Consider the following 14,259-nt stretch of genomic DNA (forward strand, 5'->3'; position numbering starts at 1 on the left):
CACTTTAGCCCGCCGCAAATTTCGCCTTGATCCGATTCGCATGACTTCGCCACCCCCGCCCTACACCCTGCGCGCGTCCGCGCTGCGCAACTGGCTGCGTCAGCTGTCCTTCCGTGACATGTTCGTGCTCGTCCTGCCGGCGCTGCTCATCGTCGGCGCGGGCTTCTGGTTCGCCGCGCGCTACATCAAGCCGGCACCGCCCGATTTCACGACTTTCTCTTGCGGCGCCGAAGGCTCGGCGTACGAGACCTACTGTGCGCGCTACAAACCGCTGATCGAGCCGTTCGGCGTGCGCGTCGACGTGCGGCAGAGCGCCGGATCGATCGAAAACCTGCAGCGGCTGATGGACACGGAGCAGTCGGTCGATTTCGCCTTCGTCCAGGGTGGCAGTGCGGAAGACCATCCGCCCGGCCTGCTGTCGCTCGGTGCAGCGTATTACGAGCCGGTGTGGGTGTTCCATCGCGGCCGGCCGGGCCTGGATCGGCTGGATCAGCTGAAGGGTCTGCGCATCGGAGTCGGTGCCGAAGGCAGCGGCACGCGCCATCTGGCACTGCAACTGCTGGAGGCGCATGCACTTGTCGGCGACGCGAAGCTGCTCAAGCCGCTCGGCGGCACCGCTGGCGTGGCGGCACTGCTGTCGCGCCAGATCGATGCGCTGATCGTCGTCGGCGCGGTCAATTCGGCCAGCGTGTGGTCACTGCTGTACGCCGACGGTATCTCGCTGATGAGCATGGCGCAGTCGCCGGCTTATGCACGTCGCTTTCCCCACCTGAATGAAGTGACGCTGCCGCGCGGTGCGATCGACTTCGTGCGCGACATTCCGTCGCGCGACATTTCGATGGTGGCGACGCGCGCCTACGTCGTGGCGCGCGAGGACACGCATCCGGCGCTGATCGACCTGATGCTGGGCGCCATGAAGCCGGCGCACGCCGAAGCCACGGTTTTTCAGCATCCGGGCGAGTTTCCGCAGTCCGACGGCGGCGACTTCGAGCTGCACCCACGTGCGGCGCGCTTCTACGAAGTCGGCCCGCCTTTCCTGCAACGCTACCTGCCGTTTTCGATCGCCAACCTGCTCGACCGCATGATCGTGCTGCTGGTGCCGCTGCTCGCACTGGCCGTGCCGCTGTTCCGCATCCTGCCGCAGCTCTACGTCTGGCGCGTGCGCAGCAAGCTGTACCGCTGGTACGGCGAATTGAAGGATCTGGAACGCCAGGCGCTGCAGGAAGATACGACGCGCTCGCGCGCCGAATGGCTGCACGACCTCGACCGCATCGAAATCGCGGTCGCGCGCATCGGCGTGCCACTGTCGCACGCCGACTATCACTATCAGTTGCGCATGCACATCCACATGGTGCGCCGTCGCATCCAGGGGCTGGCGGAGAACGTCGTGCCGGCAGACCTGTCGACCTCCGGTGCCGCCGACGGCGCCCCTGTCACCCCGCAGGCCTGACCTCTGCGGGGGGGCAGCGGGCGGCAAGTCCCCTGTAATTTACAAACATTCGTGCGTGTATATAATTGCAGGCCGAGATCTGGAGAGCATTGATGCCCGCCCGCCCCGCAGTCCCGACCGCCACCATGTCGCCGGCGTCCCTGCATCGTTCTCCCGCCGCCCTGCGTGTTTCCCTGTCGATCGTCCCCCTGTTGATTGCGGCGATTTTCCTGAGTGCTTGTTCCGGTGACCAGCCGGCCGCGGCTGCAGCACCCAAACCGCTGCCGGTGTCTGTCGTGGTGGCAGAGCGCACGCGCGCGCCGCTGCTGATCGAATCGGTTGCGCAGGCAGAAGGGGCGCGCGAGGTTGAAGTCAGGGCGCGCGTGACCGGCATCATCGAAAAGCGTCTGTATGGCGAAGGCGAAGCCGTGAAAGCCGGCCAGCCGCTGTTCCGCATCGAGCGCGCACCCTTCGAGATCGCACTTGCCCAGGCCCGCGCGCAACTGGCCGAAGCGCAGGCGCTGGACGAACAGACGGCGCGCGAGCTGCAGCGTCTGCAGGGCCTGGTGGCCGAGCGGGCGATCAGCCAGAAGGAATTCGACGATACGAAATCGGCCAGTGCGGTGTCGAAGGCGGCGATGAAATCGGCCGAAGCGGCGGTGCGCCAGGCTGAACTGAACCTCTCCTATACGAATGTGACCGCGCCGGTGTCCGGCATGTCGGGCCGGGCGCAGCGTTCCGAAGGGTCGCTGGTCAATGCCGGCAGCGACAGCCTGTTGACCTCGATTTCGCAGATCAATCCGATCTGGATCCGTTTCAGCCTTTCCGATGGCGACCTGCAGAAGCTGCCGGGTGGCCGCGCCGCCGCGCGCAACCTGCGCGACGTCGAACTGCAACTGCCCGACGGCAGCATTTACCCGCAGCGCGGGCAGATCAACTTTTCGGCCAGCAGGATCGACGCATTGCTCGGCACGATGGAAATGCGCGCCGAGTTCGCCAACGCCGACGCACGCATCCTGCCCGGCCAGTTCGTGCGCGCCCGTGTGATCGTCGGCGAGCAGGACAATGTGTTCCTGGTGCCGCAGGCAGCCGTGACGCAGACGGAGAACGGCCCGGTGCTGATGCTGGTGGGTGCTGATGAAAAGGTCGAGCCGCGCCCGGTCAAGCTGGGCGACTGGCAGGGCAAGAACTGGGTGGTCACCGATGGGTTGAAGCCGGGTGAGCGCGTCATCGTCGACAACCTGATCAAGCTGCGCCCGGGCGCGCCCGTTGCCCCGCGTGCGCCGGGCGAGGCACCGGCCAATGCGCCGGCGGCGGCCGCCGCGCAGCCCAAGACCTGACGGAGCGCGCAGCCATGGCCCGCTTCTTCATCACGCGCCCGATCTTTTCGGGCGTCATTTCCATCGTGATCATGATTGCCGGTCTGGTGGCGTCGCTGTCGCTGCCGGTCGCGCAATACCCTGAAATCTCGCCACCGACGGTCATCGTCACCGCCACCTATCCGGGCGCCAACGCCGAAACGCTGTCGCGCACGGTTGCGGCACCGATCGAGGAACAGCTGTCCGGCGTCGAAGGCCTGCTGTACTTCAACTCGACGTCGACGTCCAACGGCACGGTCAGCATCACGCTCACCTTCGAAGTCGGCACCGACCCCGACACCGCGCTGATCGCGGTGAATAACCGCATTTCGGTGGCCGAATCGCGACTGCCGGAGGACGTGCGGCGTAACGGTCTGGTGGTGCGCAAGCGCTCGAACAACCTGCTGATGATCGCTGCGCTGAAGTCGACCGATGGGCAGCGCGACACACTTTTTCTGACCAATTACGTTGCGGTGAACGTGCTCGACGAACTGCGCCGGCTGCGTGGCGTCGGCGACGCGATCGCCTTCGACGCGCCGTACGCGATGCGCGTGTGGCTCAAGCCGGACGTGATGGCGCGGTTGGGCATCGCCACCTCCGATGTAGCGGCGGCGATCCGCGTGCAGAACGCGCAGAACGCGGCCGGTCGCATCGGACAGGAGCCGGTGCTCAACGGCCAGCAGCTGACTTACACGGTCAGTGCCAAGGGTCGTCTGCTGAGCATCGAGGAATTCGAGAACATCCTGCTGCGCGCCGATGGCCCGGGCGGCGTGGTACGGCTGAAGGACGTCGCGCGCATCGAGCTGGGCGCGGAAAACTATGACCGCACGACCAAGGTGAATGGCACGCCGGTGTCCGGCATGGGCATCTACCTGCAGTCGGGCGCCAATGCGCTGGAGGCGGCGAATCTGGTGCGCGCCAAGCTGGACGAACTGTCGCTGCGCCTGCCGGAGGGGCTCGAGTTCATCATTCCGAACGACACCACACGCTTCATCCGCGAATCGATCAAGGCGGTGGCAACCACGCTGCTCGAAGCCACCGTACTGGTCGTGCTGGTGGTGTTCGTGTTCCTGCAGAACTGGCGTGCCACGCTGATCCCTTTGATCGCGGTGCCGGTGTCGCTGGTCGGCACCTTCGCCGGACTGTGGATATTCGGTTTTTCGATCAATACCCTGACGCTTTTCGCCATGGTGCTGTCGATCGGCATTGTCGTGGATGACGCTATCGTGGTGCTGGAAAACGTCGAGCGGCAGATGCGCGAATTCGGCCGCACGCCGAAGGATGCGGCGCTGGAAGCGATGCGCGAGGTGTCCGGCGCGCTGGTCGCCATGGTGCTGGTGCTGGTTGCGGTGTTCGTGCCGGTCGCCTTCCTGGGTGGCATCGCCGGCAAGCTGTATCAGCAGTTCGCCGCCACGGTGGCGGTGTCGGTCACCATTTCCGGCATCGTCGCGCTGACATTGACGCCCGCGCTGTGCGCGCTGATGCTCAAGCCGCACGACGGCGAATCGAAGATGTTCCGGCCGTTCAACCGCGGCTTCGACTGGCTGACGAAGGTCTACACCGGCACGGTGGCGCTGACGCTGCGCCATGGAATGATCAGCGTGCTGGTGGTCGGCCTGCTGTTCGCTGGCGCCGGCTTCATGTTCCGCGTTGTGCCGGGCGCCTTCGTACCGTCGGAAGATCAGGGCTATCTGTTCGGTTTCGTGACCTTGCCGGATGGCGCTTCGGCCGGGCGCACCGAACAGTCGTTCGAAAAGCTGCGCAAGGTGATCAACGACGAGCCCGCGGTGGAAAACCTGTTCATGGTGCGCGGCATCGATTTCATTACCGGCAACAACCGCTCGAGCGTTGCCATGATGTTCGTCGTGCTGCGACCCTGGGACCAGCGCACGGAAACCGCAGACGACCTGCAGAAGAAGATTGCAGCGGCAGGCATGAAACTGAGCGATGGCATGGGACTGATCTTCAATCCGCCGCCGATTCAGGGTCTGGGTACGGCGGGTGGCTTCGAAGCGTACGTGCAGGCGCGCGAGGAGGCCGATCCGCGCAAGCTCGCCGCCATCACCACGCAGTTGCTTGATGCGCTGAAGGCGCGCTCCGAACTGACCGGCATGAACAGCTTCTTCCGCGTGTCCTCGCCGCAGCTCAGCGTCGAGGTGGACGAGGCGAAGGCGATCGCGCTCGGCATTCCGATCGACGCGCTGTATTCGACGTTGCAGGCGACGATGGGCACGCTGTACGTGAATGACTTCAATCGCTCGGGCAAGACCTACAAGGTGCAGCTTGGCGCCGATGCCGCCTACCGCATGAAGCCGGAAGATCTGGGCAAACCGTATGTGCGGGCGACCACCGGCGCGATGATTCCGCTGTCGGCGGTGATCACCGTGAAGTCCGTCGTCGGTCCGGAAATGGTCGAGCGTTTCAATGGCTTCATCGCCGCCAAGATCCTCGGCAATTCGGCGCCGGGCCGCAGTTCGGGCGAAGCCATACAGATCGTGGAGGAGGTGGCACGCGACATCCTGCCAGCCGGCTACGCGCTGGAATGGACCGGTCAGGCGTATCAGGAAAAACGCACCGGCCTGACTTCGGTCATCGCCATGGCTTTCGGCATCATCATGGTGTTCCTGATCCTCGCTGCGCAGTACGAACGCTGGTCGCTGCCGCTGGCGGTCATCCTTGCGATTCCGTTCGCCATCCTGGGTGCGCTGCTGGCAGTGTGGGTGCGCGGCATGCCGAATGACATCTACTTCCAGATCGGTCTGGTGGTGCTGGTCGGATTGGCCGCAAAGAACGCCATCCTGATCGTCGAATTCGCCGCGCAGAAGCAGGCCGAGGGCATGAGCGCCATCGAGGCGTCGCTCGAGGCGGCGCGGCTGCGCTTCCGCCCGATCTGCATGACCGCGCTTGCCTTCATTCTCGGGGTCGTGCCGCTGGTGATCGCCACCGGCGCCGGTGCGTCGGCCCGCCGTTCGATGGGTACCGGCGTGTTCGGCGGCATGCTGGCCGCAACGTTTGTCGCGACGATCTTCATTCCGCTGTTCTACAGCTGGCTGAGCGGCCGCAAGGCGGCAACGCGCAACACGGAAACCCCGGAGGCGGCGCAATGAAGCGTGCATTCCGCTCGCCGGTCCTGACTGCGCTCGCCGCGCTGCTGCTGTCCGGCTGCATGGTGGGCCCGGATTATGTGAGACCTGAACTGCCGCTGCCGGCGCGCTTTGCTGCGTCGGCTGACGGTCAGCCCCAGGTTGCCGTGGCGCGCGGTTGGTGGAAGCTGTTCAACGACGACACGCTGAATGCGCTGGTCGACCGCGCACTGACCGACAACAGCGACGTGCAACGTGCCGTTGCGCGTATCGAACAGGCGGACGCCGTGCTGCGCGAAGTCGGTGCGGCCCTGTTTCCGGACGTCGGCGTGGGGGCGGCCGCGAGCCGCTCACGCATCAGCGGCGTGGCGACGCCGATTCCGGCGGGGGCGCCGCTGTATCGCAACAATTTCCAGGCTGCGATCTCGACTTCGTTTGAGATCGACTTCTGGGGCAAGCTGCGCCGCGCCAGCGAGGCGGCACGCGCGCAGGCGCTCGGTACCCGTTACGCGAAGGATACGGTGGAGCTGACACTGGTGAGCCAGCTGGTCGGCAGCTACCTGAACCTGCGGGCCCTGGATGCCCAGCTCGCGCTGTCGCGCGACACGCTGACGACACGGCGCGACAACGCCACCATCCTGCGTACGCGCGCCGAACGTGGCCTGACCAATGATCTCGAACTGCAGCAGGCGCTGGGCGCGGTGTCGGCCATCGAGGCGCAGATCGCCGATCTGACGCGCAGTCGTGCGATTGCTGAAAACCAGCTCGGTCTGCTCAGTGGCCAGCTCGATCTGGCCATCGCGCCGGGCGACCTGCGCGCGCTGCCTCTGCCGCTGCAACCGCCGGCCGGCCTGCCATCGTCGCTGCTCGACGCGCGGCCGGATATCCGTCAGGCCGAAGCCGATCTGGCCGCAGCCAGCGCGCAGATCGGTGTGGCGAAGGCTGCGCTGTACCCGTCGATTTCGCTGACCGGCAACTACGGCTCGCAAAGTCGCGAACTGTCCGACCTGTTCAGCGGCCCGGCCAATATCTGGTCGCTGGGCGTCGGGCTGGATCTGCCGTTGTTCGACGCCGGCCGCCGCAGCGCGCGCGTCGATCAGGCCAGTGCGCAGCAGAAGCAGGCGCTGGCGAGCTATGTGTCGGCGGTGCGCAGTGCCTTCACCGATGTGCGCAATGCGCTGGTGGCGGGCGAACAGTACGCGCAGAGTGTGGTCGCGCTGCAAGCGCAGTTCGACGCCGCAGCACGCAGTCTTGAGCTTGCGCAGAAGCGCTACGACGCGGGCTATTCGCGCTATCTGGAAGTACTTGATGCGCAGCGAAGCGCGAATGACGCATCGCTCGCCCTGGTCCGGGCGCGCCAGTCGCAACTGGCGGAAGTGGTGAACCTGTATGTCGCGCTTGGCGGCGGGTGGCCCGACGCGACGGCGGAGCAGGGCGAGGCCGCAGCGGCCGCACCCTGATCTCCGGTCCATCCGGCTTGTCGTTTCAGCCCGCGAGCGCGCTCAGCACCCGGCGCTCGTCCGCCGGCACTTCCTTTGCCGGCCGCGAAGCGTCCTTGCCTGCGGCGCTCAGCGATTTCACGTCGCCCGATATTTCCCCGCCTTCCTCGATCAGGATCGAGCCGTAGCGGATCTTGCCGCTGACCCGGCCGGTCGCGTGGACGATGAGCCGCTGGCGCGCGGTCAGTTCGCCATCGAAGTGACCGTGGATTTCGGCGATGTCGATGCCCACCGTACCCGAGTACGCGCCGTGCTCGGCAATGCGGATGACCCGGCTGTCCATCGTCGCCTCGACGCGGCCTTCCACCACCAGCGTGTCGCAGTCGAGAATTTCCGCGCCCTTGAGCTTCACATCCGGTCCGACGATGAGGCGGCTGCCTTGCTCGGTCGAACCCGCACTGGCCGCTTCACGCGCGGCGGGCGTGGCGGTGAGTGCGGCCGGTGTGTCGCCAGGCAGCGACACCGCCGGTGCGCTGCCGGACTGCGTGGCCGACAGGCCACCTGACAAGGACGATTGTCCGCCCGGCCGCAAGGTACGGCCAGTCTGGTTTTCGGCGGGTTTCGGATACGGACCGGGTTTGCTGTTGAACATGCGTTCTCCTTGAATGATCGGGCCATCGAAGCGGTGCCCGACAGTACTCAGCAATGCTCGTGCCGGCATAAATAAGGCCATCATTTCAATGGGTTGGTGCTGCGTAGAGCAAGCGGACGCCCGAAATCGCGCATTGACTGTCGCCGCGGCACGACACGCCGCTTGCGAACGGGGCGGCAGCCAATGCATTCGCCATTTACTTTATTTTGCATTTGCTTACGACGGCTTACCGCACGGGCTTTGCGCCCTCCCTAGACTCGCTGCTCCATCTTGGCCCCACTCCGTCCGCGCATGCCGCATCTCTCCTTCCGCAGCACCCTTCTCATCACCGTGCTGCTGATCGCCGGCACGCTGGGCGCCGCGGCCGGCAGTGGCTGGGTGATGCTCCAGGATTTCGCGCTTGCCAGCCGGCAGGCGGGCGCCAGTGCGCTCAAGCTGTCGGCTGCCATGCAGCAGATCGACGAACGCAGCGCCGATATGGAGCGCAGTGCGCGCCAGTATGCGGTGCTGCACGAACCGGCGCTGCGCGAACGCTTCGATGGGGCCTACGAACAGGCGCAGACTGCTCTGGTCGATATCGAAGCCGAATTGCCAGATGCCGCCGCCGCGACGCAATGGCGCGAACGTGCCGCCCGGCTCGCGGCCGGATTCGATCTGTCGGCGCCCTCGTCGGACGCGGTCGATGCTGAATCGGATCTGGCCAGCTTCAACGACAGGCTGGCGGCCGCAGTCCGCGGCCATATCGACCAACGCAACACCACGCTGCTCGATACGCTGGAACGCAATCGTGACCGGCTCGCGCTGCAGGTGCTGGCGGCCGTGGTGCTCGCGGTGTTGCTGGCGCTGGCCATCGGCTGGTGGATATTGCGACCGCTCAAACACGTCGAACGCGCGATCACACGACTGGGTGAAGGGAGCTTTGCGGCGCCGGTGGCGGTCAGCGGTCCGGCCGACCTGCGTCGGCTCGGAGACCGACTGGAATGGCTGCGGCAGCGCATGGCCGAGCTCGAAAGGCACCGCAACCGGGTTCTGCGTCATGTTTCGCACGAACTGAAGACGCCACTCGCTTCGCTGCGCGAGGGGATCGCGCTGATGCAGGACGGCGTGCTCGGCGGCCTGAACGTGGAACAGCTGGAAGTGAGCCGCATCCTGGACACCAATGCGCGCGCCCTGCAGGAACGCATCGAGCAGCTGATCGGCTACAACGCCACGCAATTTGATGCACAGCACCTCGACCTGCGCCCGACCGCCTTGCGTGCGCTGGTGCGCGACGTTACCGCAGACCTCAAGCTGCAGGCCAATGTCAAGGACGTGCAGATCAACGTGTCGGGCTATGCGCCGCCGGTGCGCGGCGACGCCGCCAAGTTGCGCATCGCGCTGTGCAACTTGGTCAGCAACGGCATCGCGTTCAGCCCGCATGGCGGTACGGTCCGGCTTGAGTTGAGCGCCGATGAACAGACCGCCCGCATCGACTGCATCGATGAAGGGCCGGGTGTTGCGCCGGACGAGGTTGATCGAATCTTCGAACCGTTTTTCCGCGGCACCCGCCGCGCACCGCGTCCGGACAAGGGCAATGGCCTCGGTCTGGCCATCGTGCGCGAATTCATCGCCGCCCACGGCGGCACGGCGCGCGTGATGCCGGCCGAACGTGGCGCCCATTTCAGGATAGAACTGCCTCATGCACCTCAAGCCGTCTGACCCCGCCCGCGGTTCCGCGCTTCCATTCGCATACCTGCTCATGCTCGCCGCGCTGTTGGGCGGCTGTGCGGCGACACGATCATCACCCACCACCGAAGTACCTGACTCGGTGCCGCTCTCGCCTGTGGTGATCGTGCAGCCGGTCGCGCCATCGCCGCTGCAGCAAGCCATGCAGGCCGCACACCCGCGCACCGGCAATGCAGCCCGCGCGAAGGCAATGCTCGAAACCTTGCTGGCGGCAACGGACGATGCGTCACGCGCGCAGCATCCGTACGCGCGCACCCTGCTCGACCAGATCAATGAGCGACAGCGGCTCGTCCAGCTGGCAGAGCGCACGAACCAGCAGTTGAAGGACAGCCAGCTGCGCACCGACGAGCTGCAGCGCAAGATCGATGCGCTGGCCGATATTGAGCGCACGTCGCCGGCCCGCACACCCAAGCGGGCGCTGGCACGATGAGCGGAGCGCACCGGCTGCTAATTGTTGACGACGATACGGGCCTGTTGCGACTGCTGTCGATGCGGCTCAAGGCCAGCGGCTATGCGGTCAGCACAGCAGAGACAGCCGAGGCAGCTTTGTTGCGGCTGGCGGTAGAACGCTTCAGTCTCGTGGTGTGCGATGTGCGTCTGCCGGACCGCGATGGCCTGTCGCTGTTCGGCGACATCCGACATCAACATCCGACGCTGCCGGTCATCCTGCTGACCGCACACGGCACGATTCCGGACGCCGTCGAAGCGACTTCGCAAGGCGTCGCCGGCTATCTGACCAAACCTTTCGACAGCGCGGTGCTGCTGGCGCAGATTTCGCGCGCACTCGAGCATGCGACACCGCCCGGCGCAAGCGCCGCCATCGACGAAGCCTGGCGCGCTGACCTGATCAGCCACAGTGCGCGCATGCACACGCTGCTCGATGAAGCGCGACTGATCGCGGCGTCCGACGCCAGCGTGCTGCTCCGCGGCCAGAGCGGCACCGGGAAGGAGTTGCTGGCGCGTGCCATCCATCGCGCCAGCCCGCGCGCGGCAGAACCTTTCATTGCGATCAACTGCGGTGCGATTCCCGAAGCGCTGCTCGAATCCGAACTGTTCGGCCACGAGCGGGGCGCCTTCACCGGCGCGACCGTGCGCCATACCGGCCTGTTCCGAGCGGCGCACGGCGGTACGCTGTTTCTCGACGAGATCGGGGACATGCCGCTGGCGCTGCAGGTGAAGCTGCTGCGTGTGCTGCAGGAACGCGCAGTGCGCCCGGTGGGTGCGACGCAGGCTGAGCCGATCGACGTGCGCATCGTGTCGGCAACCCATTGCGACCTCGACGCCGCGCTCGATCAGGGTCAGTTCCGCGAAGACCTCTATTACCGCATCAATGTCGTGAGCCTGATGCTGCCGTCGCTTGACGAGCGGCGGGAAGACATCCCGCTGCTCGCCGATCACTTCCTGCGCACGCTGGCGAAGAAGTACGGCAAACCTCTGTCCGGCTTCGCACCCGATGCGCTCGAAGCGCTGGTAACGGCGAGCTGGGCCGGCAATGTGCGCCAGCTGCAGAACGTGGTCGAACAGGCGTGCGCACTGGCCACCACGGCACTTGTACCGCGCGCGCTGGTCGACCGTGCGTTGCGCGTGAAGCCCATGGAAGCGCTTGGCTATGCCGAAGCCAAACAGCGCTTCGAACGCAACTATCTGGTGCAGTTGCTCAAGCTCACGGCCGGCAACGTGAGCGATGCGGCGCGCATCGCCGGACGCAACCGCACCGAGTTCTACCGGCTGCTGCAACGCTGCGGACTTGATCCGGTCCTGTTCCGCAACGACGTGGCGGATGCGGCGCTCGGCCGCCACGGCTGACCGCCGCGGTGTCGCCTCAGGGCGACGCCGCAGTCGCAACGCGCAGCGGCAATAAACTGATTAAAAAAGGAAGAACGAGTTGGCGCGACATCTGCTTGAGGATCAGGCAGGCGTTCCAGCTACACGACCCGACTACATGGAGGAAACCTCATGATCACCCGACAGCGCATCGTCACCGTACTGACCACCACGGCCATCGCCTATTCGATCTGCTCGCCGACCCAGGCTGCCGGTCTGGTGGGTGCCGCGCGCCTGCAGGCGCGCGAGCCGGCCACCGAAGATGTTGATCACTCTTTGCAGAACGCCATCCAGGTGGCCTTTCGGGCAGACCGCGCGCTCGACGGCATTGACGTTGCGGTGTCGTCGAGCGCCGGCGATGTGACCCTCTCCGGTACCGTGCGCGATGCGGCGCAACTCGCCCGCGTACTGCAGACCGCCTTGTCAGTCGCCGGCGTGAGGCGGATCGACAATGCGCTGGCCGTGGCAGACGAACACCCTGGCGACTCGGCGTGAAAGTGACTTTTTCCGCTTCGCTGTAACCGCGCGACCGATTTGGCACTGATTTGCGCGGGATTTGGCACTGACCGTTCCGGCCTACCTGCCCGTTAGAAAAGCCCACCTTCGCCCGGCGTGTAGTTCGTTATAACGAGCTCGCGACTCTCGGCCTGCGCGCCGTGCTTGTTGGCGACGCTGTACGTGATGCCGAGGTCGAGCATCTGCAGACCTTCAAACGCTGCGCGGATGTCCGGGTGATCGTTGATGGACAGCATCACACGCCCCTTGCATGTGCGCATGGCTACTGCCAGATCGACGTATTCCTGCCATCCAAACGGGACGCCATAGCCCTCGGTCTGCCAGTACGGTGGATCCGCATAGAAGAAGGTGTGCGGTCGGTCGTAACGCTGCAGGCAGTCACGCCACGGCAGGTTCTCGACGGTTGTCCCGCCAGCCAGGCGGAGGTGCGCCGACGACAGGTTCTCCTCGATCCGCAGCAAATTGACAGTCGGTGCGGTGGTCGCAGTACCGAACGACTGACCATCGACCTTGCCGGCGAACGCATGGTGCTGGAGATAGAAAAAGCGAGCGGCTCGCTGGATATCCGTGAGTGGCTCGACTGGCTGCGCCTGCAGCCACTTGAACACCTGCCGGCTGCTGAGCGCGTACTTGAATTGCCGGACGAACTCTTCAAGGTGATGCTGCACCACCCGGTACAGATTGACCAATTCGCCGTTGATGTCATTGATGACTTCGACGCGCGCCGGCATCGGGCGGAGGAAGTAGAGCGCGGCGCCGCCGCAGAACAGTTCTACATAGCATTCGTGTTGTGGAAAGAGCGGGATAAGGCGTTCGGCGAGGCGGCGCTTGCCGCCCAGCCAAGGGATGATCGGGGCTGCTGTCATGGTGCACTCCGTGCGTGATAGCCTTGCTCCGCCGTGATCACGGTGGCGGCGCCTTGGCTCGACGCAGGCTCAGCCCTGCTTAGGGCGGCCGGTAGCGTGTTAGCGCACGCCACTTGCCGCGCCGTCTCTCTTCTAAACGACTGGCGGTACGAATACCGGCAGTTCGGCGATCAGATCCTCTGCGGTCGGCACTGCACGTTCTGCTGCGATCACCGCGGCAAGCACGCCATAACCGTAGTCCCAGACAAGGCTGCGCCAAGCGCGCAGCGCGGCACCTTCGAGCTGAAACCTCGGGACGATCGGCTCTTCGGCGTAGGTAACGGCCGTGTAGATCGAGTCGTAAGACATTGCCCGTGCCTGCGCATCAAGGTGCGTCTGAATCGCCGCGGCGAGACGAACCTGTATCTGCAGCGGTGTTTCCGCTTCGGGCTCCGGCTCGGGTTCGGGCTCCTCGACCAGGCGCCATTCGCCATCAAGCCACGCTGCGTAATAGCCTTCAGCCGGCGTCGGCGGCTCTTCGGTTGTCGCATAGGCAGGCAGGAGCCACGCATCAGCATCCAGCGGGTCCGGGTCGGCTTCACCGATGCCAACGAGGCGTCCGTTATCAGGGTTGTAGTGATAGATGATCATTGCGAGCCTCACTCAATACTTGATGCAGAAAAGTTCGAGGACATGGCGCGGGAAGCCTTCAGTCGAGCCACTTGAATCCGTCGTGCTCGAAAACCCTACTGAGCCGTTCGACGCAGCGGGTATGCCGGTGCCGCCCGCGGTGTTGTTCGATGTGTTATACGCATGCGTATGCGCCTTGTTCTGCGAGTCTCGGAACTGCCCCAGCGCAATACCCGTGTTGCTCTCGTAGCTTGCGGAGCCGTCGTGGTGACCACGGAGGAACAGGCCACGGAAGTCGGGAACGCGAAACGTCGTACTTCCGTCGCCCGTTGAAAAAGAACCGGGGCGGGCCGACCACGACGCATCGCTGACGATGTTCCCCGAGGCCTGCGCGAACGCCCAGAGGCCAGCATAGGTGGCCCGCGAGAGCAGAGCACCATTGGCCTTCAACCATCCAGCCGGCGCAGCGGTGGCGGGAAACGACACGATGGCGCCGGTGGGTACGGTACCGGCGGCAACAAGTGCCTGGATCGCCTGCCGCAGCTTCGTGTGATCCGTGGCAGATCCCGTCAGGCCGGCCTGCTCGATGACGTACATGAGCTCTTCCTGCACGCCGTTGAACCACTCGAAGCCCGGCACGGTGGCCGGCGTACCGGTGCCCGGATTGCCGCCGGTGAAGAAGCCGGGCGACCCCGCGCCGGCCGGTGGAGCGGGTAGTGCAACAGCCGCGGTGGATCGGGTAACGCGTTGCATGGTTC

General features: G+C 65.4%; 12 protein-coding genes. 8 read left to right on the forward strand and 4 right to left on the reverse strand.

Annotation, left to right across the window (positions count from 1 at the left end):
* Positions 1-40: 40 nt before the first annotated feature.
* From NMQ14_RS12805 to NMQ14_RS12820, 4 genes are all read left to right on the forward strand, one after another.
* Positions 41-1,450 carry a TAXI family TRAP transporter solute-binding subunit gene (locus tag NMQ14_RS12805; RefSeq protein WP_257096722.1) on the forward strand — a complete coding sequence of 470 codons (1,410 nt, stop codon included), beginning with the start codon at positions 41-43 and terminating at the stop codon, positions 1,448-1,450.
* 92 nt (positions 1,451-1,542) lie between these two features.
* Positions 1,543-2,769: an efflux RND transporter periplasmic adaptor subunit gene (locus NMQ14_RS12810; protein ID WP_257096724.1), complete on the forward strand. Its 1,227-nt coding sequence runs from the start codon at positions 1,543-1,545 to the stop codon at positions 2,767-2,769.
* Between the two features lie 14 nt (positions 2,770-2,783).
* Positions 2,784-5,894, forward strand: a complete 3,111-nt coding sequence (locus tag NMQ14_RS12815; protein ID WP_257096726.1) for an efflux RND transporter permease subunit — start codon at positions 2,784-2,786, stop codon at positions 5,892-5,894.
* Entirely contained in the window at positions 5,891-7,330 is a 1,440-nt protein-coding gene (locus tag NMQ14_RS12820; protein ID WP_257096728.1) for an efflux transporter outer membrane subunit, read from the forward strand. Before NMQ14_RS12815 ends, NMQ14_RS12820 begins: the two co-directional genes overlap by 4 nt.
* A gap of 25 nt (positions 7,331-7,355) precedes the next feature.
* On the opposite strand, the gene NMQ14_RS12825 is transcribed toward NMQ14_RS12820, so the two are convergent.
* The gene (locus NMQ14_RS12825; protein WP_257096730.1) at positions 7,356-7,961 is read right to left on the reverse strand and encodes a polymer-forming cytoskeletal protein; all 606 of its coding nucleotides are present in this window, start codon (positions 7,959-7,961) and stop codon (positions 7,356-7,358) included.
* A gap of 291 nt (positions 7,962-8,252) precedes the next feature.
* Here NMQ14_RS12825 and NMQ14_RS12830 point away from each other — a divergent pair, with 291 nt between their 5' ends.
* The 4 genes from NMQ14_RS12830 (at position 8,253) to NMQ14_RS12845 (ending at position 12,005) form a co-directional block, all read left to right on the forward strand.
* A complete protein-coding gene (locus NMQ14_RS12830) occupies positions 8,253-9,659 on the forward strand; it encodes a HAMP domain-containing sensor histidine kinase (protein WP_257096732.1) in 1,407 nt (468 codons plus the stop codon).
* Positions 9,660-9,699: 40 nt separating this feature from the next.
* The gene (locus NMQ14_RS12835; protein WP_257096734.1) at positions 9,700-10,116 is read left to right on the forward strand and encodes a hypothetical protein; all 417 of its coding nucleotides are present in this window, start codon (positions 9,700-9,702) and stop codon (positions 10,114-10,116) included.
* Complete coding sequence (locus NMQ14_RS12840) at positions 10,113-11,492, forward strand: sigma 54-interacting transcriptional regulator (RefSeq protein WP_257096737.1); 1,380 nt, start codon at positions 10,113-10,115, stop codon at positions 11,490-11,492. Before NMQ14_RS12835 ends, NMQ14_RS12840 begins: the two co-directional genes overlap by 4 nt.
* A 150-nt stretch (positions 11,493-11,642) precedes the next feature.
* The gene (locus NMQ14_RS12845) at positions 11,643-12,005 is read left to right on the forward strand and encodes a BON domain-containing protein (protein WP_257096739.1); all 363 of its coding nucleotides are present in this window, start codon (positions 11,643-11,645) and stop codon (positions 12,003-12,005) included.
* A 92-nt stretch (positions 12,006-12,097) separates the two neighbouring features.
* Here the strand turns inward: NMQ14_RS12845 and NMQ14_RS12850 are convergent, their stop codons facing one another.
* The 3 genes from NMQ14_RS12850 to NMQ14_RS12860 form a co-directional block, all read right to left on the reverse strand.
* Positions 12,098-12,892 carry a DNA adenine methylase gene (locus tag NMQ14_RS12850; protein WP_257096741.1) on the reverse strand — a complete coding sequence of 265 codons (795 nt, stop codon included), beginning with the start codon at positions 12,890-12,892 and terminating at the stop codon, positions 12,098-12,100.
* A 132-nt stretch (positions 12,893-13,024) separates the two neighbouring features.
* Positions 13,025-13,522, reverse strand: coding sequence for a hypothetical protein (locus NMQ14_RS12855; protein WP_257096743.1), 498 nt, complete (start codon positions 13,520-13,522; stop codon positions 13,025-13,027).
* Between the two features lie 12 nt (positions 13,523-13,534).
* Positions 13,535-14,254, reverse strand: a complete 720-nt coding sequence (locus NMQ14_RS12860) for a phage tail protein (protein WP_257096746.1) — start codon at positions 14,252-14,254, stop codon at positions 13,535-13,537.
* Positions 14,255-14,259: the final 5 nt, after the last annotated feature.

Source organism: Methyloversatilis sp. XJ19-13, assembly GCF_024580155.1.
Lineage (GTDB): Bacteria > Pseudomonadota > Gammaproteobacteria > Burkholderiales > Rhodocyclaceae > Methyloversatilis.

Bases quoted from the DNA above. Each gene is read 5' to 3' on its own strand.
- NMQ14_RS12805 (WP_257096722.1), top strand. From the start codon at position 41: ATGACTTCGCCACCCCCGCCCTACACCCTGCGCGCGTCCGCGCTGCGC.
- NMQ14_RS12810 (WP_257096724.1), top strand. From the start codon at position 1,543: ATGCCCGCCCGCCCCGCAGTCCCGACCGCCACCATGTCGCCGGCGTCC.
- NMQ14_RS12815 (WP_257096726.1), top strand. From the start codon at position 2,784: ATGGCCCGCTTCTTCATCACGCGCCCGATCTTTTCGGGCGTCATTTCC.
- NMQ14_RS12820 (WP_257096728.1), top strand. From the start codon at position 5,891: ATGAAGCGTGCATTCCGCTCGCCGGTCCTGACTGCGCTCGCCGCGCTG.
- NMQ14_RS12825 (WP_257096730.1), bottom strand. From the start codon at position 7,961: ATGTTCAACAGCAAACCCGGTCCGTATCCGAAACCCGCCGAAAACCAG.
- NMQ14_RS12830 (WP_257096732.1), top strand. From the start codon at position 8,253: ATGCCGCATCTCTCCTTCCGCAGCACCCTTCTCATCACCGTGCTGCTG.
- NMQ14_RS12835 (WP_257096734.1), top strand. From the start codon at position 9,700: ATGCTCGCCGCGCTGTTGGGCGGCTGTGCGGCGACACGATCATCACCC.
- NMQ14_RS12840 (WP_257096737.1), top strand. From the start codon at position 10,113: ATGAGCGGAGCGCACCGGCTGCTAATTGTTGACGACGATACGGGCCTG.
- NMQ14_RS12845 (WP_257096739.1), top strand. From the start codon at position 11,643: ATGATCACCCGACAGCGCATCGTCACCGTACTGACCACCACGGCCATC.
- NMQ14_RS12850 (WP_257096741.1), bottom strand. From the start codon at position 12,892: ATGACAGCAGCCCCGATCATCCCTTGGCTGGGCGGCAAGCGCCGCCTC.
- NMQ14_RS12855 (WP_257096743.1), bottom strand. From the start codon at position 13,522: ATGATCATCTATCACTACAACCCTGATAACGGACGCCTCGTTGGCATC.
- NMQ14_RS12860 (WP_257096746.1), bottom strand. From the start codon at position 14,254: ATGCAACGCGTTACCCGATCCACCGCGGCTGTTGCACTACCCGCTCCA.